The sequence below is a fragment of the Halobacterium yunchengense genome (genome assembly GCF_037031165.1).
Classification (GTDB): domain Archaea; phylum Halobacteriota; class Halobacteria; order Halobacteriales; family Halobacteriaceae; genus Halobacterium; species Halobacterium yunchengense.
The window spans coordinates 198,214-218,405 of the sequence record NZ_JAYEZL010000006.1; the positions used below are offsets into that span (position 1 = coordinate 198,214).

Annotated in this window: 25 protein-coding genes; 11 read left to right on the forward strand and 14 right to left on the reverse strand. The window is 72.1% G+C overall.

What is annotated here, in order from left to right:
• Positions 1 to 5: 5 nt before the first annotated feature.
• Positions 6 to 428, forward strand: coding sequence for a hypothetical protein (locus tag U5911_RS15305; protein ID WP_336037923.1), 423 nt, complete (start codon positions 6 to 8; stop codon positions 426 to 428).
• A 59-nt stretch (positions 429 to 487) separates the two neighbouring features.
• Here U5911_RS15305 and U5911_RS15310 read toward each other — a convergent pair whose 3' ends face one another.
• Complete coding sequence (locus U5911_RS15310; protein ID WP_336037924.1) at positions 488 to 850, reverse strand: Zn-ribbon domain-containing OB-fold protein; 363 nt, start codon at positions 848 to 850, stop codon at positions 488 to 490.
• Positions 847 to 1,995, reverse strand: coding sequence for a thiolase family protein (locus tag U5911_RS15315; RefSeq protein ID WP_336037925.1), 1,149 nt, complete (start codon positions 1,993 to 1,995; stop codon positions 847 to 849). Before U5911_RS15315 ends, U5911_RS15310 begins: the two co-directional genes overlap by 4 nt.
• A gap of 145 nt (positions 1,996 to 2,140) precedes the next feature.
• On the opposite strand from U5911_RS15315, the gene U5911_RS15320 reads away from it, so the two are divergent.
• The gene (locus U5911_RS15320; protein WP_336037926.1) at positions 2,141 to 3,565 is read left to right on the forward strand and encodes a dihydroorotase; all 1,425 of its coding nucleotides are present in this window, start codon (positions 2,141 to 2,143) and stop codon (positions 3,563 to 3,565) included.
• 232 nt (positions 3,566 to 3,797) lie between these two features.
• Here U5911_RS15320 and U5911_RS15325 read toward each other — a convergent pair whose 3' ends face one another.
• The 4 genes from U5911_RS15325 to U5911_RS15340 form a co-directional block, all read right to left on the reverse strand.
• On the reverse strand, positions 3,798 to 5,546 hold the full coding sequence (locus U5911_RS15325; RefSeq protein WP_336037927.1) for a methyl-accepting chemotaxis protein: 1,749 nt from the start codon (positions 5,544 to 5,546) through the stop codon (positions 3,798 to 3,800).
• A 295-nt stretch (positions 5,547 to 5,841) separates the two neighbouring features.
• A complete protein-coding gene (locus U5911_RS15330) occupies positions 5,842 to 6,111 on the reverse strand; it encodes a DUF8152 family protein (protein WP_336037928.1) in 270 nt (89 codons plus the stop codon).
• Complete coding sequence (locus U5911_RS15335; RefSeq protein WP_418771549.1) at positions 6,104 to 8,050, reverse strand: DEAD/DEAH box helicase; 1,947 nt, start codon at positions 8,048 to 8,050, stop codon at positions 6,104 to 6,106. Before U5911_RS15335 ends, U5911_RS15330 begins: the two co-directional genes overlap by 8 nt.
• Positions 8,051 to 8,119: 69 nt before the next feature.
• Entirely contained in the window at positions 8,120 to 10,057 is a 1,938-nt protein-coding gene (locus U5911_RS15340) for an aldehyde ferredoxin oxidoreductase family protein (RefSeq protein WP_336037930.1), read from the reverse strand.
• Between the two features lie 135 nt (positions 10,058 to 10,192).
• Here U5911_RS15340 and U5911_RS15345 point away from each other — a divergent pair, with 135 nt between their 5' ends.
• From U5911_RS15345 to U5911_RS15355, 3 genes are read left to right on the forward strand one after another with little or no spacing between them, the layout of a single operon-like run.
• The gene (locus tag U5911_RS15345; protein WP_336037931.1) at positions 10,193 to 10,579 is read left to right on the forward strand and encodes a DUF7971 family protein; all 387 of its coding nucleotides are present in this window, start codon (positions 10,193 to 10,195) and stop codon (positions 10,577 to 10,579) included.
• Positions 10,576 to 10,893: a ubiquitin-like small modifier protein 1 gene (locus tag U5911_RS15350; RefSeq protein ID WP_336037932.1), complete on the forward strand. Its 318-nt coding sequence runs from the start codon at positions 10,576 to 10,578 to the stop codon at positions 10,891 to 10,893. The genes U5911_RS15345 and U5911_RS15350 overlap by 4 nt, the downstream gene beginning before the upstream one ends.
• Before the next feature lie 3 nt (positions 10,894 to 10,896).
• The gene (locus U5911_RS15355; RefSeq protein WP_336037933.1) at positions 10,897 to 11,160 is read left to right on the forward strand and encodes a MoaD-like domain-containing protein; all 264 of its coding nucleotides are present in this window, start codon (positions 10,897 to 10,899) and stop codon (positions 11,158 to 11,160) included.
• A 13-nt stretch (positions 11,161 to 11,173) separates the two neighbouring features.
• Here U5911_RS15355 and U5911_RS15360 read toward each other — a convergent pair whose 3' ends face one another.
• On the reverse strand, positions 11,174 to 11,527 hold the full coding sequence (locus U5911_RS15360) for a DUF8159 domain-containing protein (protein WP_336037934.1): 354 nt from the start codon (positions 11,525 to 11,527) through the stop codon (positions 11,174 to 11,176).
• 101 nt (positions 11,528 to 11,628) lie between these two features.
• Here U5911_RS15360 and U5911_RS15365 point away from each other — a divergent pair, with 101 nt between their 5' ends.
• The gene (locus U5911_RS15365) at positions 11,629 to 12,039 is read left to right on the forward strand and encodes a MoaD/ThiS family protein (protein WP_336037935.1); all 411 of its coding nucleotides are present in this window, start codon (positions 11,629 to 11,631) and stop codon (positions 12,037 to 12,039) included.
• A gap of 15 nt (positions 12,040 to 12,054) precedes the next feature.
• Here the strand turns inward: U5911_RS15365 and msrB are convergent, their stop codons facing one another.
• Entirely contained in the window at positions 12,055 to 12,504 is a 450-nt protein-coding gene (gene msrB, locus U5911_RS15370; protein ID WP_336037936.1) for a peptide-methionine (R)-S-oxide reductase MsrB, read from the reverse strand.
• A 51-nt stretch (positions 12,505 to 12,555) separates the two neighbouring features.
• Complete coding sequence (locus U5911_RS15375; protein ID WP_336037937.1) at positions 12,556 to 13,191, reverse strand: alpha/beta hydrolase; 636 nt, start codon at positions 13,189 to 13,191, stop codon at positions 12,556 to 12,558.
• Between the two features lie 233 nt (positions 13,192 to 13,424).
• Here U5911_RS15375 and U5911_RS15380 point away from each other — a divergent pair, with 233 nt between their 5' ends.
• Together U5911_RS15380 and U5911_RS15385 are read left to right on the forward strand one after the other, a co-directional pair.
• Entirely contained in the window at positions 13,425 to 13,787 is a 363-nt protein-coding gene (locus U5911_RS15380) for a winged helix-turn-helix transcriptional regulator (RefSeq protein WP_336037938.1), read from the forward strand.
• 91 nt (positions 13,788 to 13,878) lie between these two features.
• Positions 13,879 to 14,130, forward strand: coding sequence for a hypothetical protein (locus tag U5911_RS15385; RefSeq protein ID WP_336037939.1), 252 nt, complete (start codon positions 13,879 to 13,881; stop codon positions 14,128 to 14,130).
• Positions 14,131 to 14,214: 84 nt separating this feature from the next.
• Here U5911_RS15385 and U5911_RS15390 read toward each other — a convergent pair whose 3' ends face one another.
• Genes U5911_RS15390 through U5911_RS15405 form a run of 4 tightly spaced genes read right to left on the reverse strand, consistent with a single transcriptional unit; the run spans position 14,215 to position 17,583 of the window.
• The gene (locus U5911_RS15390) at positions 14,215 to 14,481 is read right to left on the reverse strand and encodes a hypothetical protein (RefSeq protein ID WP_336037940.1); all 267 of its coding nucleotides are present in this window, start codon (positions 14,479 to 14,481) and stop codon (positions 14,215 to 14,217) included.
• 47 nt (positions 14,482 to 14,528) lie between these two features.
• The gene (locus U5911_RS15395) at positions 14,529 to 16,706 is read right to left on the reverse strand and encodes a type B DNA-directed DNA polymerase (RefSeq protein WP_336037941.1); all 2,178 of its coding nucleotides are present in this window, start codon (positions 16,704 to 16,706) and stop codon (positions 14,529 to 14,531) included.
• Entirely contained in the window at positions 16,706 to 16,948 is a 243-nt protein-coding gene (locus tag U5911_RS15400) for a DUF8156 family protein (RefSeq protein ID WP_336037942.1), read from the reverse strand. Before U5911_RS15400 ends, U5911_RS15395 begins: the two co-directional genes overlap by 1 nt.
• A complete protein-coding gene (locus tag U5911_RS15405; protein ID WP_336037943.1) occupies positions 16,948 to 17,583 on the reverse strand; it encodes a hypothetical protein in 636 nt (211 codons plus the stop codon). The genes U5911_RS15400 and U5911_RS15405 overlap by 1 nt, the downstream gene beginning before the upstream one ends.
• A 226-nt stretch (positions 17,584 to 17,809) precedes the next feature.
• On the opposite strand from U5911_RS15405, the gene U5911_RS15410 reads away from it, so the two are divergent.
• Together U5911_RS15410 and U5911_RS15415 are read left to right on the forward strand one after the other, a co-directional pair.
• A complete protein-coding gene (locus tag U5911_RS15410) occupies positions 17,810 to 18,196 on the forward strand; it encodes a DUF5820 family protein (protein ID WP_336037944.1) in 387 nt (128 codons plus the stop codon).
• A 56-nt stretch (positions 18,197 to 18,252) separates the two neighbouring features.
• Entirely contained in the window at positions 18,253 to 18,699 is a 447-nt protein-coding gene (locus tag U5911_RS15415; RefSeq protein ID WP_336037945.1) for a UPF0179 family protein, read from the forward strand.
• A gap of 56 nt (positions 18,700 to 18,755) precedes the next feature.
• On the opposite strand, the gene U5911_RS15420 is transcribed toward U5911_RS15415, so the two are convergent.
• Positions 18,756 to 19,556, reverse strand: a complete 801-nt coding sequence (locus tag U5911_RS15420; protein ID WP_336037946.1) for a M14 family metallopeptidase — start codon at positions 19,554 to 19,556, stop codon at positions 18,756 to 18,758.
• 129 nt (positions 19,557 to 19,685) lie between these two features.
• Here U5911_RS15420 and U5911_RS15425 point away from each other — a divergent pair, with 129 nt between their 5' ends.
• Positions 19,686 to 20,168 (forward strand): DUF309 domain-containing protein, encoded by a 483-nt coding sequence (locus U5911_RS15425; RefSeq protein ID WP_336037947.1) that lies wholly within the window; start codon positions 19,686 to 19,688, stop codon positions 20,166 to 20,168.
• Positions 20,169 to 20,192 lie beyond the last annotated feature (24 nt).

Consider the following 20,192-nt stretch of genomic DNA (forward strand, 5'->3'; position numbering starts at 1 on the left):
CGACCATGGCCGCACAGGACGACCGCAGCGCCGTCGAGATCACGCGCATGTCGCTGCGCGGGGACGGCTGGATCGGCTACTCCGAGGACGCCGTCTACGTCGACGAGGGCGGCGACGACCGCGTGAAGATCCCCCACGACGCCGTCGAGGCCGTCACGCTGCGCACCCTGGAGTGGGACCTCGCGGTGATGAGCCTCCTCCTGGTCGGCGTCGGCGCGTACGTCGTCGTCACGCGCAACCCCCTCGTCGGCGTCGCGTTCGCCGCGGTCGGCGCGTTCAGCGCGTACCGGACGTACCGGCACCGGCACGAACTCGCCATCCGCGTCCGGAACCGCCCGAAGCCGCTGACAGTTCACCCCGAGCACCCCCACCAGTGCCTCGACGCCCTCAGCGACCGCGTCGGCCTCCAGAAACAGACCGGTCCCTGAATCCGCCCGTACAGTAGCCCAGTTCCGCCAGAAGAGTCCGGCCCCCGAAGCCTCGCCGGTCAGTCGTCCGCGCGCTCCAGCCGGGGGCCGCGGCGGCCGTCCCTGAGTTCGTAGTCGCCGGCGAGGACGACCCGGTCGTCCGCCGCGAGGTCGCCGTCCGCCAGCTGCGCGGTCACCTGCACGTCCGCGTCCGGGAACCGCGCGACGCCGAGCGGGTTCGGGCTCCTGACGCCCGAGGGCGGCACCCTGGAGACGGTCGTCGCGACGAGTTCGCCCACGCCCAGCGCGAGCTCGCGGAACGACTCGCCGCCGCAGCTCGGGCACCGCACGCGGTCGTAGGCCCACGTCTCGCCGCACGCCTCGCAGGCGGTCGCCGCGGACGACACGCGCTCGGCGTCCTGGCCGCCACCGCCGTCGCTCATTCCGCCACCTCCAGCACCGAACAGACGGCGTTGTTCCCGAACCCGGCGACGTTCACCGCCAGCCCCGTCCCGCAGTCGACCTGGCGGTCGTCGGCCTCGCCGCGCAGCTGCCAGACCAGTTCGACGAGCTGGGCGACCCCGGTCGCGCCCAGCGGGTGGCCGCGGGCCTTCAGGCCGCCGCCCGGATTCACCGGGAGCGCGCCGTCCAGGGCGGTCTCGCCGTCCAGCGCTGCGCGGTACGCCTCGCCGGCCCCGTAGAACCCGAGCTCCTCGAGTTCGAGCAGTTCCAGGACGGTGAACGCGTCGTGGATGCACGCCACGTCGACGTCGCCGGTGTCGCGGTCGGCGGCCGCGAACGCGCGCTCGCCCGCCCTGGCGACGCTCTCGACGCGCAGGAGGTCCTCGCGCTCCGCGACGGCGTGCGTGCCCACTGCGCTCTCGCAGGCGCGAACGCGCACGGCGTCGTCCGCGTCGTCGGCCGCCGCCAGCACCACCGCGGCGGCGCCGTCGCTGGTGGGACAGCAGTCGTACAGGCGCAGCGGGTCGGCCACGAGCGGGGACTCGGCGGCGTCCCCGGTGGTGATGCGCTTCTGGAACTGCGCGTAGGGGTTTCGCGCGCCGTTCGCGTGGTTCTTCGCGGCGACGGCCGCCAGCGATTCGTAGGGCGCGTCGTACCGCCGCAGGTAGGCGTCGGCGGCGAGGCCCGCGAACGACGGCAGCGTCACGCCGTACGCGTGCTCGCGGTCGTGGACGATGCTGCCGATGACGCCCGTCGCGGTCTCCGTGCTCGCGGTGGACATGCGCTCGCCGCCGACCACGAGCGCGGTGTCGGCGGCGCCAGCGGCGACCGCCTGGACGCCGCGCTGGAACGCGGACGCGCCGCTGGCGGACGTGTTCTCGACGCGGTCGGCCCGCGCGCCGTGCGCGCCGAGGCTCGCCGTCAGGGCGTTGTGGAGGCCGGACACGCCGTCGAACGCCTCGGCGGCCATGTTCCCGACGTGGACGGCGTCGAGGTCGGCGGCCGCGAGGCCGGCGTCGTCGAGCGCGCGCGTCGCGGCGGTCTCCAGCAGTTCGTGGATCGGGACGCCGGCGTCGCCGCTGAACGCGGTCATGCCGGCGCCCGTGACGCAGACGTGGCTCTGCATGGGGCTCGTTCACACTGTCCGCGGCTGCCGGCTTGAACGTTGTGCCGGCCCGGCCGGCGCGGGTCGGCGTGCGCCATCGACCAGACTCCGGCCTCGGCGCCGCTACGTCCATAATTATAAATAACAGAGCGGTCTCTTTCGGTACGTGAGCCAGCACGCAGACCTGCGAGTAGTCAACGCCAAAGTCGTCACGCCCTCGGGCACTCTCGACGGCGGCGTTGCTGCCCGCGACGGCAAGATCGTGACGGTCGGCACCGAGGCCAACCTCCCGGACGCCGAACGGACCATCGACGCGGACGGCAACTACCTCATCCCCGGCTTCGTCGACCCCCACGTCCACTGGGGGCTGAGCCGGTACGAGTACGAGTACCACGAGGGCCTCGAGCACGACTTCGAGACCGAGACCCGGGGCGCCGTCCACGGCGGCGTCACCACGGTCGTGAACTTCCTCCTCCAGCCGGAGCCGTACGCGCCCGACATGGAGTTCTTCAAGCGCGCCGGCAGGGAGCACTCCTACATCGACTTCGCGTACCACGCCATCGTCCACAAGGACCACCACTTCGAGGAGGTCCAGGACCTCGCCGCGGAGGGCGTCCGGTCGTTCAAGATCTTCTTCAACTGGTACAAGTACGCCGCGCCCGAGCTCGGCATCGAGCACTCGGACGCCGGCCGCGTCTACAAACTGCTCTCGGAGGTCGCGGACATCCCCAACGGCGTCGTGATGTTCCACGCCGAGAACGAGGACCTCGCGCACGTGCGCCGCCAGGAGCTCCAGGCGGAGGGCCGCAACGACCTCGAGGCGTGGTCGGAGTCCGCGCCGAACGTCTGCGAGGCGATGCAGATCGAGCAGATCGCCCAGCTCACGGAGTACACGGACTCGCGGTCGTACATCGTCCACATGTCCACGGGCGAGGGCGTCGACATCTGCGAGCGCTACCAGGACCAGGGCGTCAACGTCCACGCAGAGACGCTGCCGGCGTTCCTCTGTCACACCAAAGACGACGACCTCGGCGTCTGGGGGAAGATCAGTCCGCCGCTGCGCGGCGACGACTCCGTGCAGCGCCTCTGGGAGGGCCTCCGGAACGGTACCGTCGACTACATGGGCACCGACCACTGCCCGCACAAGATCGAGTTCAAGGAGAAAGACCAGGGCAAGCACGGCGACATCTGGGACGCCATCCCCGGCGACAACAACGGCATCGAGTACTTCCTGCCCGTGATGATGAGCGAGGGCGTCAACCGGAACCGCATCTCGATGGAGCGCCTCGTCGAGGTCTGCTGTGCGAACAACGCCAAGCGCTGGGGCCTCTACCCGCGGAAGGGCGCGCTCGTCGAGGGCAGCGACGCCGACATGGTGATCGTCGACCTCGACAAGAGCAAGGTCGTCGACGACGACTTCTACCACACGATGGAGCCCCGCTACTCGACGTTCCACGGCGAGGAACTCACCGGCCTGCCGACCCACACCATCGTCGGCGGCGAGGTCGTCGTCGAGGACGACGAACTCCAGGTCGAGAAGGGCGGCCGCGACTACCTGCCGCGCTACGACGAGGGCGTCCCACGGGAGTGACGGGAGCGTGGGGCTCGATAGCCGACCGCAGTGAGGGTATCGGCGTCCCGCGCGCCGACGAGTAGCGCCGCCGCCTCGGCACGTCCGGGCACCGCTTTCGAGGTACCGCTGGCGTCTCGGTGGCCGGAGGGCTGTTTTCGAGGTGCTGGGGGCCGGGACGCCGTGGACTGTTCTCGAGTGCTCGCTGCGCCGGCAGGAGAAGTGTCCGCTCGACCGGGCCGTCGGCGCTCCGTCAGTCGGTCCGCAGCGCGCCGCCGGCGGCGTCGCCGCCTGTCGCGCCCCGGGCGCCGTCGAGGGCCGCCGTCTCGCTCTCGTGCAGGCGGAACGGCCGGAGGCTGCCGGCCAGTTCGTCGGCGATGTCGTCGACGTCCGCCGACTGGTCCGCGACGTCGTCGACGGAGTCGCGTTGCTGCTGGACGCCCGACGCCACCTGCTGCATGCGCGCGCTGACGTCCCGGCTGGACTCCGCGACCTCCTCGACGAGCTGGTGGACGGTCTCCGCGCTCTTCGCCTGGTCCTCCGTGGCGTCCGTGATCTCGCCGAGGCCGTGGTTCGTCTCCGCGATGGCGTCGTCGATCTCCTCGATGCGCTCGACGACGTCCTCGACGACCGCGGCGCCGCGCTCGACCTCGCGGTTGGACTCCTCGATGGCCTCGGCGGTCGTCTCGATGCCGTCCTCGAGGTCCTCGACGTTCGCCGAGATCTCCGCGACTGCCGCCTTCGACTCGTCGGCGAGGGCCTTCACCTCGTCGGCGACCACCTTGAAGCCGTCCCCCTCGTCGCCGGCGCGCGCCGCCTCGATGTTCGCGTTCAGCGCGAGCAGGCTCGTCTGGTCGGCGATCTCGTCGATGAGCTTCGTCATCTCGTTGATGACGTCCATCTGGGCCTCGAGGGACTCGACGACCTCGCGGTTGCGCTCGGCGGCGTCCATCGCCGCCTCCATGCGCTCGATGGCCACCTCGGCGTCCTCGCTGCCCTCGGACGCCAGTTCGGCGGCGTCCGCCGCGAGGCGGTCGATCTGCCGGGCGGTCGCCGCGATCTCCTCGACGGTCGCGGACAGCTCCGAGACGTTCGCCTCCGCGCGCTCCGTGCGCTCGGTCTGGGCGGCCGCGACGTCCGTGACGTCCTCGCTGGAGGCCTCAATCTCCCGGATGGCGGCCCGGGCCTGCCGGCTGGCGCCGCTGAGCGTCTCGGCGATGGCGTCGAGGTCGGTCGCGTGCTCGCGGGCCTCCGTCAGCGCCGCGCGCGCGTTCCGGACGGCGTAGTTGAGGTCCGCGGCCATCTCGTCGAACTCCCGGTGGACGTTCCGGATGGCCTCGAAGTCCGCGTCCGGCTCCCTGACCTCGGCCTCGACGGTGAAGTCCCCGGACGCGAGGGCGTCCAGGCTCGCCTGCAGCTCCTCGACGACCTCGGTCTGGTAGGCCTCGAGTCGCTCCTCGCGGGCCTCGAGCTCGACGCGCTCGGTGACGTCGCGGTTGATCTCGAGCGCCCCGACTACCTCGCCGTCGGGCCCGTGGAACGGCATCACGGTGCGGCTGACGGGGATCTCCTCGTCGTTCACGACGATTGTGTCCTCGAGGTTCCGGACGGGCTCGCCCGTCTCGAGGACTTCCCGCATCACGGAGTTGTCGGCCTCGTCGTAGTCGAACAGCGAGTCGCCGTACAGCTGGCCGGGCTCGCGGTCGAAGAGGTCCCGTGCCTCCTCGTTGAGCTTCGTGAAGTAGCCCTCGTCGTCGACGACGAACACGGGGTAGCCGAGGCCGCCGAGGAGGCTCTCGACGACCGAGCCGACCGTCGCCCGCTCGCGCCACGCCTCGGGGACGTGGTCGCCGTCGTGCTCCCACTCGCGGGGGTCGTGCTGGTCTGCGGTCCATCCGCCGGCGGCGTCGGCCGCGTCGCCGGTCGCGGTCGCGTCCTCCTCCGGGCCGGTCGCTGCCGACCCCGTCACGGTAGCGACGACGCTACCGAGTAGCTCGAACATGCCTTGCGGTCACCCTGGTCGGTGCCCCGTCAAACACGGCGCACTTAAATCATCGTGCCCGACTCTCAGCGCTGATACTCGCGGCCGGCCGTGCGGTGACGCTCCGAACGCTGCCCGCAGTCGAACGTGAACCGGATCTGTCTGCTTCGAGGTGCTGTACAGAATTCGATGTCTCCTGGCGGAAATCGTGGAACGCGAGCGTTCACCGAACTCGAACGGAATTCTAGCTACGCTCGTCAGGTTCCACCTAGTCGTTCCAGTCAACCACTCTCGAAATCTTTCCGACCTGTCTGGTTCACTCGTCGTCGAGCAGCGCGTCACAGAGCACTCGCGCCGCGTCGACGTGTTCGTCCGCCGTCTGGTCGCCGGTGCCCTCGACGTGCGAGAGCAGGTCGCGTGCCTGCGCGACGCGCTCGCGGACGACCGACTCGGGCGTCCCGGGCGCGAGCGCGTCCGCGACGACGGCCTCGGCCTCGCCGAGGTAGCGGCTCGCGGTCGTCTCGACCGGGCGCTCGCCGGTCGCCTCGAGGTGGCCGTGGAGCAACTCGAGTTCGTCCTCAGGCACGCTCGCTCCCCGACTCCGTGACGCGGACGCCCTTCGCCGAGAGGTGGCGCATCCGGCGGCGCGCGTCGTCCTCCTCGCCGGTGCCGCGGGTCGCCAGCACGAACAAAAGCGACTTGCCGGCCGGCCGCATCGTCCGGCCGGCGCGCTGGGCGCCCTGGCGGCGGCTCCCGCCGAGGCCGGACGCGACGACGGCGAGCTCGGCGTCCGGCAGGTCGATGCCCTCGTCGCCGATGCGGGAGACCACGAGCGCGTCCAGCGCGCCCGTGCGGAACCGGTCGAACAGCGCCTCGCGCTCGGCGTGCCGCGTCTCCCCGCTGACGAACGGCGCGTCCAGGCGGTCCGCGAGCCGCTCGCCCTGGTCGAGGTAGTCGACGAACACCAGCGCCTGCTTGTCGTCGTGCTGGGCCAGGAGGTGTGCGACCTCGTCGTCTTTCGCGGGGTTCTCCGCGGCGAGCCGACGGCGCGTGTGCCCGCTCTCGGCGGCGTACTCCTCGCGCGCGTCGTCGTCCGCCCAGGGCACGTACCGGATTTCGACGGTGGGCTCGGCGACGTAGCCCGCGTCGAACAGCGCGTCCCAGTCGGTGCCGATGGGCCGGCCGACCAGCGTGTAGATGTCCCTCTCCAGGTCGTCCTCGCGGACCGGGGTCGCCGTCAGCGCCAGGCGGTGCTTGCTCTGGAGGTCCGCGGACCGCCGCGCGACGTCCGCCGGCAGGTGGTGGGCCTCGTCGTAGACGACGAGCCCCCACTCGCGGTCGTCGAAGACGTGCCGGTGGCGGTCCATCCCGGCGGTCTGGTAGGTCGCGATCGTGACGGGGCGGAGCCGCTTCTCGCCGCCGTGGTACTCGCCGACCTGGTCGCGGTCGAGGCTCGTGTTCGCGAGCAGTTCGTCGCGCCACTGCGCCGCGAGTTCGCGACTCGGCACCAGCACCAGCGTCTCGCCGCCCACATGCTCCAGTACGCCCATCGCGGCGACGGTCTTCCCGGAGCCCGGCGGCCCGACGAGCACGCCGGAACCGGCGTCCGCGAAGCGCTCGACCCAGTCGGCCTGGTAGTCCCGGAGCTCGAGGTGGAGGTCGACGTCCAGGGGCTCCCCGGACTCGAGGTCGCGGTCGTCCCGGACGGGGTAGCCGGCCTCGTACAGCGACCGCTTCAGTTCCGCGACCTTCCGTTCGGCGACCCACGCCTCGGTGTCCGAGATGGGCGCGCGCAACACGTCGTCGGCGAGGTGCTGCTCGGCGACGTTCCCCAGCAGGCTCTCGTTCGCCGCCTCGAGGACGACGTAGCCGTCGTCGTGCGTGCGCAGGCGGAACCGCGTCGCGCGCGTCCACTGCTCGCGCACCCAGTCGAGCAGGCCGGGACAGTCACGCGGCAGCACCGCCTCGACGGCGTCGAGCAGCTCCTCGAGGGAGTCGAACGGCGCCGCCCACACGTCCTCCTCGCGGACCACGTACCGGTAGCTGCCGGCGCGCGTGGTGTCCGCGAGGTGCGCGAACCGCGACAGCCGGGCGCGCGTGAACTGCGACGGCTGGTCGACGACGAGCTCGCGGCGGTCCGGGAACGCGACGACGCGCTCGCGGTCCGTCAGCTCCAGCCAGTCCCGCGGATACCACACCACGGGGTCGTTCTCGACGTCCGCGCGCGCCACCTCGCCGCGGTCGGCCAGCTCGGCGAGCGCTTCGGCTGCCGCCGCCTGCGTGCACTCGAGTTCGCGTGCCACCTGGTCGGCCGTCGCGAGCGGACGCCCCACCGACTCCAGCGCGTCGAGGAACGCGTCCTTCGAGATGTCGGTCACTACCCGGCGTAGGGCGCGCGGCGGAAAACGGGTTTCGGGTCGTTCCTCGACGCACGCTGCCGAACCGACGCGCTCCCCGCTTCCCGCTGAGAGCCCTCGGCCGTTCAGTCCGCCAGCCGGCTTCCGGGCGTCGAGCCGTCGTCGCATCCGCTCGCGAGTCGCCGCATGCGCTCCCGGGCGGACCTCTCGAAAGAACGTGGACGGTGTGCTCGCGCCCTAGTCGTCGGCGGAGGCCGCGCCGCCGGCGGAGACGCCGGTGCCGGGGCCGACGTCGATGCCGAGGTCGTCGAGCTTCTCGTCGGGGACGACGCCGTCGACCCAGCCGCGGTGCTCGTAGTACTCGTCGAGCATCTCGTCGAGCTCGCAGAGCTCGCCCTCGATGCCGCCGCCCGCCGGAACTGCGTCCTCGGCGCCCTTCACGAAGCGGCCGGGGAGCGTGTCGTCGTCGCCGTCGAACCCGGCGAGGTTGTTGTAGTAGCGCTCGAGGTTGTACACGCGCTCGCCGGCCTCCAGGAGCTCGTCCTCGGTGACCGAGCGCCCGGTCATGCCGTTGTACTGGTCGATGTACTCCTCGACGCCCTCCGCGAACGCGTTGAACTTGCAGATGTCGAAGGAGTCCGAGATGGCGTGGAGGTCCTGGAAGGTGGCGGTGAGTTCGCCCTTCCCCTCCCAGTCGGTCGGGTCGACCTTCTCCGGGATGCCGAGGATCTCGGCGGCCGGCGTGTAGCCCCGGAGGTGGCAGGCGCCCCGGTTCGAGGTGGCGTACCCGATGCCCATTCCCTTGAGGCCGCGCGGGTCGTAGGCCGCGATGGACTGGCCCTTGACGTCGAGGCGGCAGTCGTGGGCGTCGAGCTCCTCGGCGGCGCGCTGCTGGCCCTCCGCGAGCACGTCCGCGAACTCGGTCTCGCGGTGCGCGATGCGGTCGAGCATCTCCACCATCTCGTCGACGTCACCCCAGTCGAGGCTCCCGTCGAGGTGGTCGACGTACCCCTTCTCGGTCGCCTCCATGGCGAACGCGAGCATGTTCCCGCTGTCGATGGTGTCGATCCCGAGGTCGTTACACCGGTCGATGAGGTACGCGACCTTGTCGCGGTCGTCGTTCATGGAGTTCGGGCCGAGCGCCCACGCGGACTCGTACTCGTAGGACTCCATGCGGACGTTGAGGTCCTGGCCCTTGTGGTGGACGTCCACCTCGACTTCCTTCTTGCAGGCGACCGGACAGGAGTGACACGTCGGGTCGTCGACGAGGATGTTCTCCTCGACGTTCTCCCCGGAGACCTTCTCGGAGTCGATGTTCGGCTCCGAGGGGTCGGCCTCCGCTTCGGTGCTGGTGGACGTGTACCGGCCGTTCCGCGTCGGGAGGCCGTCCATCTCCTCGGTGAGGTTCATCAGGACGTTCGTCCCGTACACGGAGAGGCCGCCCTCGTTCGGCGCGGTGACGTCGGACTCCTGGATGGCCTGCATCGCGGCCTTGTGGCCCTCCATGAACGTCTCGCGGTCCGCCGGCTTGGGCATGTCCGTCGAGGACTTCACGACGACCGCCTTGAGGTTCTTCGAGCCCATGACGGCGCCCGTGCCGCCGCGGCCGGACGCGCGGTCGTCCTCGTTCATGATGCAGGCGTACCGCACCTGGTTCTCGCCGCCGGGCCCGATGGCCATCGCGGAGAGGTTCTTCCCGTACGCGCCGTCGACCTCCTCCTCGAGTTCGTCGATCGTTTCGTGGATGCCCTGCCCCCAGAGGTGGCTGGCGTCCCGGAGTTCGAGTTCGCCGTCCTCGACGACCGCGTACACTGGGTCGTCGGATCTGCCTTCGAACAGCAGGCCGTCGAAGCCCGCCCACTTGAGGCGGGCGCCCGACCAGCCGCCGTGGTGGGAGTCGGTTACCGTCCCCGTCAGCGGGGACTTCGTGACGACCGCGATGCGGCCGCTCATCGGCGCCTGCGTCCCCGTGATGGGGCCGTTCATGAACGCGAGGAGGTTGTCCTCGGACAGCGGCTCGACCTCCGGGCCGTTGTCGAAGACGTACTTCACGCCGAGGCCGCGCGCGCCGATGTACTTGCGCGCGTCCTCGTCGTCGATGCTCTCGTAGCCGACGTCGCCCTCGCTGAGGTCCACGCGGGCGACTCGGTCCCGGAATCCGCCTAGGTCGGTCATAGTTAGTGTTCTACCGTTACATACGGTCCGTTGCCGCATAGTGATTCCCACGCGCACGTAACCAGCAGTAGTTACATCGCGGCGCGGCACGGGTGCTGCGGGGGATTTATGCACGTCGCAGCGCGAATCACTCGCATGGAGACGGTGTCACTCGGCGTCCCGGAACCGATTCTCGACGTGCTGCCCGCCGACAGCGACGACACGCGCGCGGACATGCAGGAGGCGGTGGCCGGCTGGGAGCGCCGCCTCAACGACGCCATCGAGTCCGCGGACTCCGAGGAGGAGGCCGTGTCGTACGTCGTCGACGGGGTCGAGCGCATGGAGGACCGCCTCGAGCGCTACGACTCGTTCGTCCCCGAGCTCCGGGCGTGGGGCCAGAGCCCCATCTACGCCATCGCCTGGCGGAACCTCTACGCGGAACTGCTCGGCCAGCTCTACGACCACGACGAGCTCGCGCGGGCGCTGGACCGCGAGCGCAACCAGCGCCTCGTCGAGGACGGCATCCGCCTGCGGGACACATGAACGTCGAGCTCCGCTTCTTCGCGACGTTCCGGCAGGCCGTCGGGTCGAAAGTCGTCGAGCGCGAGTACGCGGACGGCGCGACCGTCGGCGACGTGCTCCGCGACCTCGAGGCCGAGTACGAGGGGCTGTCCGGCCAGCTCGTCGAGGACGGCGACCTCCGCCCGCACATCAACGTCCTCAAGGACGGCCGGGAGGTCCTCCACCTCGACGGCATGGCCACGGAACTGGCGGACGGCGACCGGCTGTCAATCTTCCCGCCGGTCGCCGGCGGCAGCACCGCCACCGCCGACCGGCCGGCGGCCGGGGAGCGCTGACGCGTGCACCGCGAGAAGTCGTTCCGCGGCATCTCCGTGCGGCTCGCGCGGAACTACCTGGAGAACCTCGGCGGCACCGCCGTCGACGACGAGACGGTCGAGGGCGACGGCTGGCGCGCGGACCTCTCCGCGGAGAAAGTCGCCGTCGGGCCGTCGCTGGAGCTCACCGAGGTGACGGTGGCGTTCGACGCCGACGGCCTCGCCGAGTCGGAGTTCGAGGCGCTCGTCGCGGACTTCTCGCGGAAGGCGATGCGCGCCGGCGGCTGACGAGGGGGCGGCCCTACGCGTCGTCGTGGAGGCTGTCGAGCACGCGCCCCGAGAACTCGACTTCGGTGAGGTCGCCGTCGGCGAGCGCGTCGAACCACGCCGCCTCGGCGCGCCACGACCCCAGCTCCTCGCCGTCGAGGTCGGTGACGGTCGCGCGGACGGTCCGGACCGGCCAGTCCTCCTCGTCGAACAGCTCGCGGAAGACGTTGACGACGTCGCCGACCTGCTGGTGGGGGACCTCGCCGTGCTGGCCGGCGGCGACCGACTGGTAGGTGAGTTCGTAGGCGTCGCCGGCGGCGACCGACTCGAGGTAGCAGCCGCTGTTCGTCAGCCGGGACTCGAGCGCGAACCGTCGGTCCTCGTCCATCAGTACGCGTGTTCGCGGCGACGCGGATAGGCGTTTTCCCCGGCGCCGGGCCGAACACGTTCGGGAGGAGGGGTTTTCCGCGTGGGCGGCTAACTGGGTGTATGAGCGTCCAGGACCGCGACGACCCGGCGGAGGCGGGCAGCGAGCGCGTGCAGACGACCGTCGAGGTGCGCGCGACCGGCCACGTCCGCCGCGCGCTCGGCACGCACACCATGGAGTTCACCTTCGAGGGGAACACGCTCGGCGAGTTCCTCGACGCGTTCTTCGAGGAGTACGGCCTCGAGGAGATGCTGCTCGCGGAGAGCGAGGACGAGGAGACCGCGGCGACGTGGGCGAACTACCCCGGCGACCCGCCGGGCCGCTGGGAGCGCAACCCCGAGGGCGAGCGCACTCGCGCGTACGCGAGAGTGCTCGTGAACGGCCGGTTCAACGAACTCCTCGACGGCTTCGCCACGGAACTCGAGGACGGCGACCGCGTCGCGCTCACGTACCCGTTCTCGTTTTGCTTCTGACGCGCGGAACCGCGGCTACTCCTCGTCGCCGGCCGCCTCGAAGTCCAGCGCGACCGAGTTGATGCAGAAGCGCTCGCCGGTCGGCTCCGGGCCGTCCGCGAAGACGTGGCCGAGGTGGCCGCCGCAGGTCGCGCACACGACCTCCGTGCGCTCCATGCCCATGCTGTGGTCGGGCCGGCGCTCGACGGCGCTCTCGTCGACTGCGTCCCAGAAGCTCGGCCAGCCGCAGTGCGCGTCGAACTTCGTCTCGGCGTCGAACAGCACCGCGCCGCAGCCGGCGCACCGGTAGACGCCGTCGTCGTCGCGGTCGACGTGCTCGCCGGAGTACGGCCGCTCGGTCCCCGCCTCGCGGAGCACGCGGTACTCCTCGTCGTCGAGGCGCTCGCGCCACGCCGCCTCCGTTTCGGGCAGCGGGTCGCCCGCCGCCTCCTGGGCCGTCCGGTCGGGGTCGTCGGCGTCGCTCATACCGGAGCGTTGGCGTTCGAGGACGGTAAGCGTGTAGTTCCCTCGACAGTCCTACAGGTCCGCGACCAGGTCCGCGGCGACCGCGAGTTCGTCCTCGTTGACGCCGTGGCCCATCCCCTCGTAGATGCGCTCGGTGACGTCGGCGCCCATCGCCTCGAAGACGTCCCGGGTCTCGTGGACGCGCGACTCGGGAATGTGGGGGTCGCGGTCGCTGCAGCCCAGGAAGACCGGCGTCCCCTCGAGGCTGCCGTCGTAGTCGTAGGTCGTCCCTTCGGGGCCGTGCAGCCCCCCGGAGAACGCGACGAAGCCGCCGTACCGCCGCGGGTTCCGCGCGACGAACTCGCTGCCGAGGCACGCGCCCTGCGAGAACCCCAGGACGAGGACGCGCTCGGCCGGGACGTGCGCGGTGACGTCCTCGAGGACGTCGCCGACGAGGCCGAGCGCGGAACCGAACCAGGGTTCGTTCTCCCCGGTCGGCCGGAGGAACGGCTCCGGGTACCAGGTCGCGCGCTTCGCCTGCGGCGCGACGAACGCCGTGCCCTCGCCGGGCAGGTCGTCGGCGAACTGGAGCATGCCGGTGGCGCGCGCGCCGCGGCCGTGCAGCAACACGACGGCGCGGTCGGCGTCGGCGAGCGGCGTCCCGCGGTGTTCGACCGGCTGTCCGGCGTGGGGGTCCGAGGTCGACATGCCACGTGGTAGACGCCCCACGCGTAAACGCTTCTGCTAACGGGGCGGCCACCCGGTGACGGCCGCGTCACCGACGCGCGCGGTGAGCAGCGACGGTCGTCCGGCCGCGAGCAGCGACGGTTGCTCGGCCGCGAGCAGCGACGGTCGTCCGGCCGCCCACCGCAGCCTGGTTTCACGGCGACACCTGGTAGCCGGTCGGAACCACTATGCGTCGCGGGCGCCTACCGCGTGGCATGACCGACGAGCGTTACAGCGAGGAGGCCTGCTACGTCATCGACTCGCTGGAGCAGATCGGCAGCCAGTGGCGGCTCATCGTCCTCCACGACCTCCAGGACGGCGAGAAGCGGTTCAACGAACTCAAGCGCTCCACGGACGCCAGTTCGCGGACGCTCTCCCGCGTGCTCGACGACCTCCAGGAGACGGGGTTCGTCGACCGCCGCCTCGAGGAGGAGTCGCCGGTCGCGACGTACTACTCGCTGACGCCGAAGGGCGAGTCGCTGTTCCCCGTCTTCGACGCCATCGAGGCGTGGGCCGAGGAGTGGCTCGCCGACGAGGAGGACGGCGTCGAGGCCGTCGGGTCGCTCGCCGACTCCTGACCGCGTCGAGGCCGTCGGGTCGCTCGCCGGCTCCCGACCGCGGCACGCCGCTATCGGCGGCTTTTTGTCGTCGGCCGGCGACGGTCGGCGCGTGCCACCGACGCCCTCCACGCCGCCCGCAGCACCGCTCGCCGAGTACGTCGAGGACGGCGCGCGCATCGCCGGCATCCTCCTCGTCTGGGGTGTCCTGTCCGGACTGTTCACGCACGGCGTCGCCGACCTCGGCCTGCCGTTCGGGGCCTTCTGGGCCGGCCTGGGCACGCTGTTCGCCGCGACCGGCGTCCTCAACGCCGTCCTCTACGTGCTCTACCGGACGGTCGACCACTACCGGCAGTCCGCGTAACGCCAGGCCGAACTGCAGACGGACGCGCGACGCTGGCCGACGCGCGACGCTGGCCGACGCGTGGCGCTGGTCGACCGACGCGCGTTACTCGCCGCCGACGGCGCGCGCGATGGCCTCGAGTTCGGCCTTCCGGAACGCGCGCGTCTCGTTCTCGCCGTCCGGGTCGGCGAGGCCGTCCACCCGCTCGCGGACGGCCGCGCGCATCGCGGCCTTCCCCGGCGAACCGGTCGCGCCCACGGCCTCGCAGACGGCCGCCAGTTCCTCCTTCGTGAACGCCGCGGCCGCCTCGCGCTCGAAGCGCCCCACCGACGCCCGGATCTCGTTGCGCAACTCGTGGACAGTCTTCGCCATGCTCGCCCCGAGGGCGTCGACCACCGTCAACTGTCGGGTTCGACGGTCTAGAACGACGAGAGGCTGGCGTCCCGCGTCGACCGGAGTTCGCGCTCGACTCGAGCGCGCGACCAGCCGAACGGCGACAGCACGGTCTCGGCGGCGCGCAGCAGGCGGTCGGCGTAGTGGTCGGCGTCGTAGTCGCCGGCGCCGTCCTCGAACGGCAGGCGGACGCGGTGGCGGCCGTCGGCGTCGTCGTCCACGACCACGAACTCGACGCTCTGTCCGGGGTGGCGGTCGACGCCGTGGGCGTCGTACCGGCGGCGCGCGGCGACCGCGCGCGTCTCGCGGCGGTACTCGCCCTGGGGCTTCGACACGCGGCGCGTCACGGCGAGGTCGGCCGGGTCGACGCCGCCGCCGTGGAGCGCCCGGAGGTCGCGCTGGAGCGCGTCCACGACCGCGTGCGGGCCGCGGTCGCCGCTCGCGCCGCCGCTCGAGCCGCCGTCGCACGCGCGGTCGAGCACGCGCAGCCACTCGCGCTGGCAGTCCGCGACGAACGGCGGCGTCGAGCGCTGGCGGGCCTCCACGCCGCGCAGCTTGAACGCGTCCTCGTCGCCGGGGTCGACGCCCGCCTTCTTCCCGAAGTACGTCGTGAGCGCGCCGCCGGAGCCGTCGCGGCGCGGCGCGAAACACACCCAGTCGTAGTGCGCCTCGCGCTCAAGGCGGACGCCGGCGGCGTCGGTGACGCGCTCGCAGAGCGCGTCCAGCGGCTCGGGGTCGTCGGCCCGCGGCGTCGCCCAGAGGCTGTCGACGATGCCGTGGACGACGTGCCAGCCCGCGCGCTCGAGGGCGTCCTTCGCGTCCAGCAGGACGTCCCGGGCGTAGGCGTTGATGGCCTCGTGGCACTCGATGCGCCCGAACTTGCTGTTCCGGTAGCCCTGGTAGCCGAAACACGACACGAGCACCCACTTGATGGCCGACGACTCCGCCTCGAGGCGGTCGCGGCGGTCGCCGGTCGCGGAATCGAGGGCGTCCTTGATGTCCGCGCGGTCCTCCAGCAGCGGTTCGAGGACGTCCACGAGGAACCCCCGCTCGGGGCAGAGGTTGTAGTCGAGTTCCGGCACCACCTCGCGGTCCGGGTGGCAGTCACAGCCCACGGTGTCCGGGCTGACGTTGTACTCGCAGATGATCGTCGGGTAGAGCGACGCGAAGTCGACCTCGTGGACGTCGCGGTGGCGGCCGACCTCGGGCGCGAGCGTGGTGCCGCCGCGGTCGGCCGCCTGGAGCGTGCGCGCGTCCTTGAACGCCTCGGGCTCCCACTTGTTCCACGGCACGAGCACGTCCCTCGCGTGGGCCGCCCGGATCTGCATCGCGGTGAGGACGTTCCCGATGCTCGCCCAGCCGGCCTCCTCGATGGGCTTCCAGGACCGCCCGACGAGGTACCGGAGGCCGGCGAGCCCGGACTGCTCCCAGAGGAAGCTGTTGGACTCGTCGAGGACTGCGCGCCCGGTGACGGTGTACCGCGCCGGCGAGTGGCCGGTGCGGCCGTAGCTCACGTACGTGTTCGCGCCCGACAGCTGGACGACGTCGCGGTCGGGCGCGACGGCGGCCTCCCGGCCCCACCGGAAGCCGACGCCGAGGTCGGCGGCGCGCTCGCTCGCGAGGTCGAGGAGGCCGCCGTGGCTCACGACGAGGACGTCGGGGTCGCGGCGGTCGACCCGGGCGGCGAGCGCGCGCAGCACCGCGTCCTCGCCGCCCTCGAGCCGGTCGCCGTCGACGCGCAGGCTCGCGAGGTCGCCGTCGGCGAGCGCGCGGTCGGTCGTCCGCACCGCGAGCGTCCGCAACTCGCGGTCGGGCGTCGGGTCCGTGCCGGTCTCCAGGCAGTACCGGAACGCCGGGGAGAAGTCCACGTCGAACAGCCGGTAGGTCCCGGGCGCGCGGCCGGCCTCGCGGTCGACGCGGATCTCGCGGGCGAGCGTCCCGACCTCGCGGACGCGCTCGACGTCCACCGCGAGGACTTCGGTGCGGTCGTCGGCGTGCAGGTCGAGGTACCACTCGGCCCACCGGAGGCCGGCGACCTTCGGGTCGTCGGCGAGACTGTCGGCGAGCGCGCCCAGCGAGCCGTCGGTGGCGTGGACGTGCATCGTGGGCGCGTACCCGGTGTCGCGTTCGGCGTCCACGCCGCCGTCAGCGCGAGCGTGCCACAGCGTCACGCCGCCGTCGTCGACGTCGAACGCGTACGCCATCAGTCCAGCCGCTCGCGGAGCGCCCGGAGTTCGGCCTCCTGGGCGAGCAGCATCGAGAGGACGGCCGCGCGCTCCGGGTCGACGTCGTTCAGGTGGCCGGCGGCGTGGGCGTGGTTCCGCGCGCGCTCGAACAGCCGGTCGAAGTCCTGCTCGTACTCGTAGCGGAGCGCGCGCCGGAACGGCTGGCAGCGCTGCTCGTAGGCGTCGAGGTGGTCGCGGTACGTCGGATTGGTGCGGCCCATCAGGCCACCACCTCGGTGTGGGGCGCGACCGGCGGCGCGGCGTCGACGGCGCCGACGAGGTCGACCCAGTACGGGATGGTGGTCTGCCAGCCGCCGCGCGTCCAGTACGCGGTCGTCTCGGCGTCGTCGCCGTCGAAGCGCGGCCCGAACGCCGTCTCGGTCACGTCGAGTTCGCGGTCGACGTACTCGGCGACCGCGTCGCGGTCGGTCGCGGTGACGACCACGGGGACGTCGCGGGCGTCCGCGAGCGCGGCGAGCGTCGACAGCGACGCCGCCCGAAGCCGGTCGGCTTCCGCGTCGAGCAGGTCGTCGTCGCGGTAGAGGTCGTCGACGGCCGGCGCGACGACGAGGCTCGTGGGGCGGCGCGCGTCGGCGACGAGTTGGCGGACGAGCGCGTGGTGCTGGTGGGCGGTGAACGCCCGCGCCACCACCACCTCGTCGAGGACGCGGTGCGTGCGGCCCGCCTCGGCGAGCGCGAACGCCGACGCGTGGTTGCGCGCGTCCACCCAGCGAGCGGGGCCGTCGCGGCGCTCGACGGCCGCCGCGACCAGCGCGGCGACGGTGCTGCGGTCGGTGCTGTCCAGCAGCGTCACGCCCGGGTCGAGTTCGGGGAGCGCGTGCGATGCGGTGCGCATACGAGAACGCCAAATCGACGCGTCGGATAAGGCATCGCCTGGTGCGCGGTGAAAGTGAAACCTCGGTCCGGGGACGCCGGAGCTGTCGAATCTGGCGGCGACGCGCTCGCTCCCGGCGCGTCGTGCGTGCGGCGGTCGGCGTTCCACTTTCACTTGCAGACCGGTGGGGGACACAGCGGCGCCGCGAACCGGCAGGCCTTACGTCGCCGCGCCGTACCCTCCGACGATGACCGCGCGCGACGGCCTCCCCGAGGGCTGGCAGGTGTGGAACGACGACGAGAGCGGCACCATCCTCGTCTACCGGCCGGACGTCTTCGACACCCGGCAGTTCGACGCCGCCTGCCTGCCGACCATCCGCGTCACCCGGCGTCCGCCCAGCGAGCGCAAGCGCCGCCCGGGCTCGACGCCCTCGGGCTGGTTCGTCTCCCTCCGCCTCGAGCCCGAGGTCCGCGTGCGGAGCGCGGACGCCCACTTCGACACCCGGGACGCCGCCGAGGCGGGCGCCGTCGACCTCGCCGAGCGGTTCGCGGCCGGCGAGGTCGACTACCGCGGCGCCTACCAGCTCCCCCGCGAGGACTACCTCGACGAACTCGACGACCTGACCGGGGGGTGACCGCGGCGAGCCGAGGCGTCGGGACGCTTAACCGCGTCCGCGCCGAACGCCCGGCCATGGGAATCACGCTGCTCGGTTCGCGGCTCGCCGAACCGGGCACCGAGTTCGTCTACCGGGGCGAGTCGTCGGCCTGCGAGGGGTGTCCGTACCGCCAGCAGTGCCTGAACCTCGCGGAGGGCGTCCGCTACGAGGTGACCGACGTCCGCGAGGGCGGCCAGGTACTGGACTGCGCGGTCCACGACGAGGGCGTCGTCGCGGTGGACGTCGAACCCGCGGCCGTGACGGCGAACGTCCCCTCGAAGGGCGCGTACGCCGGCAGCAAGGGCAAGCTCGCGGGGCCGTGCCCGCACACGGAGTGCCCGAGCCACGAGTTCTGCGAGCCGCTGGGCGCGGACTTCGAGGAGGAGTACCAGATCCGGGAGGTCGTCGGCGACCCGCCCCACGACCACTGCGCGCTCGACCGCGAGTTGACGCTCGTGGAGTTCGCGGCCGGCGAGGAGTGACGGGCGGCGACGCGACCGCTCACAGCGCCACGCCTTGGTACGAGCTCTCGGCGCGCCTACCGCACCGCTTCCGCGTCGCCGAGGACGCCGAGCCGGTCGCCGCGGTAGCCGAACTGGCCGGGGTAGCCGTACGGCGAGAGGAGCACGGGGTAGAAGGGGTCGTCGGCGACCAGGGGGTCGCCGTCCGCGGCGGCGAACGTCTCGCCGGCGTCGACGCGCTCGAAGTTCTCCACGAACACCTCGTACTCGTCGGCGGGCGGCTTCGGGATGGCCTCGCCCATCTCGAAGACCGGGACCTCGCGCGCGACGGGGTCGCCGGGGAGCGCGCCGACGACGGTGAGGAACTCGCGGACGAGCCGCGAGGCGTTCTCGGCGGCGGTCTCGGTGCCCTGGAGGCCGGCCTCGGCCTCGACGATGTCGGCGTCCGACGCGAACAGCCGGCCCTCGCCGAACCCCCGGGTGTCGACGAGGGCGGCGACGGGGAGCGCGCGCACGACGTCCGCGACGCCGCCGTCCAGGCCCGCGGTGATGGCGAACGGGTCGGCGTGGGACTGCGTGGAGTGCAGCGACAGCACCGTACAGCCCTGGATCTCGTCGGCGAGGCGCCGGGAGAGCGCGCGCTCGTGGGCGCCCTCGGGGACGTCCTCGCCGATGGAGCGGTTGAGGTCGGCGTCGACGTACCGGACGCCGCGCTCGAGGGCGAGCTCGTTCGCGACGACCAGCTTGACGGGCCGGAGGACGTCGGGGTCCGCGTCGAGGAGGCGTTCGACGGCCCGCGCGCCGCAGGGCTCGTCGCCGTGCACGCCGCCGACGACTGCGACCTCCGGGTCGCCGTCACCCAGCTGTTCGACTCGCATCACGCTCCCGTAGCGCTCGCGGCTTCAAAGGGGTTGCCGTTGCGGAGGACGGGTGCCGCGGCCGCGAGCGAGCGGCGGACGCGCGGCCGACCGACGACGTTACGACCGGGGAGGCCGAAGGTGCCGGTGATGGACGACCACACCCGCGACCCGAGCGTCGCGCCGCCGCTCGGGAACCCGACCGGCTGGCACGCGGACCGGCGGGTGTGGGAGCACGCGACGCTGCGGCGCGCGACCGAGCACGGCGTCCGCCTGTACAACAGCGGGGAGTTCCACGCGAGCCACGACTGCTTCGAGGCCGAGTGGTACAACTACGGCAGCGGGACGACGGAGTCGGCGTTCCTGCACGGGATGGTGCAGGTGGCGGCGGGCGCGTACAAGCACTACGACTTCGAGGACGACGACGGGATGCGCAGCCTCTTCCGGACGGCGCTGCAGTACCTCGACGGCGTCCCCGGGGACTTCTACGGCGTGGACGTCGAGGACGTGCGCGCGACGCTGCGGGCGGCCCTGGAGGACCCGGACGCGCTGGACGGCTGGGGCGTCACGATCGACGACGCGGCGCCGACGGCGTACCCGGCGGACTACGAGTACGTCGACGACCTGGCGTGACCGGAACCACTATCGGCGGCGCGC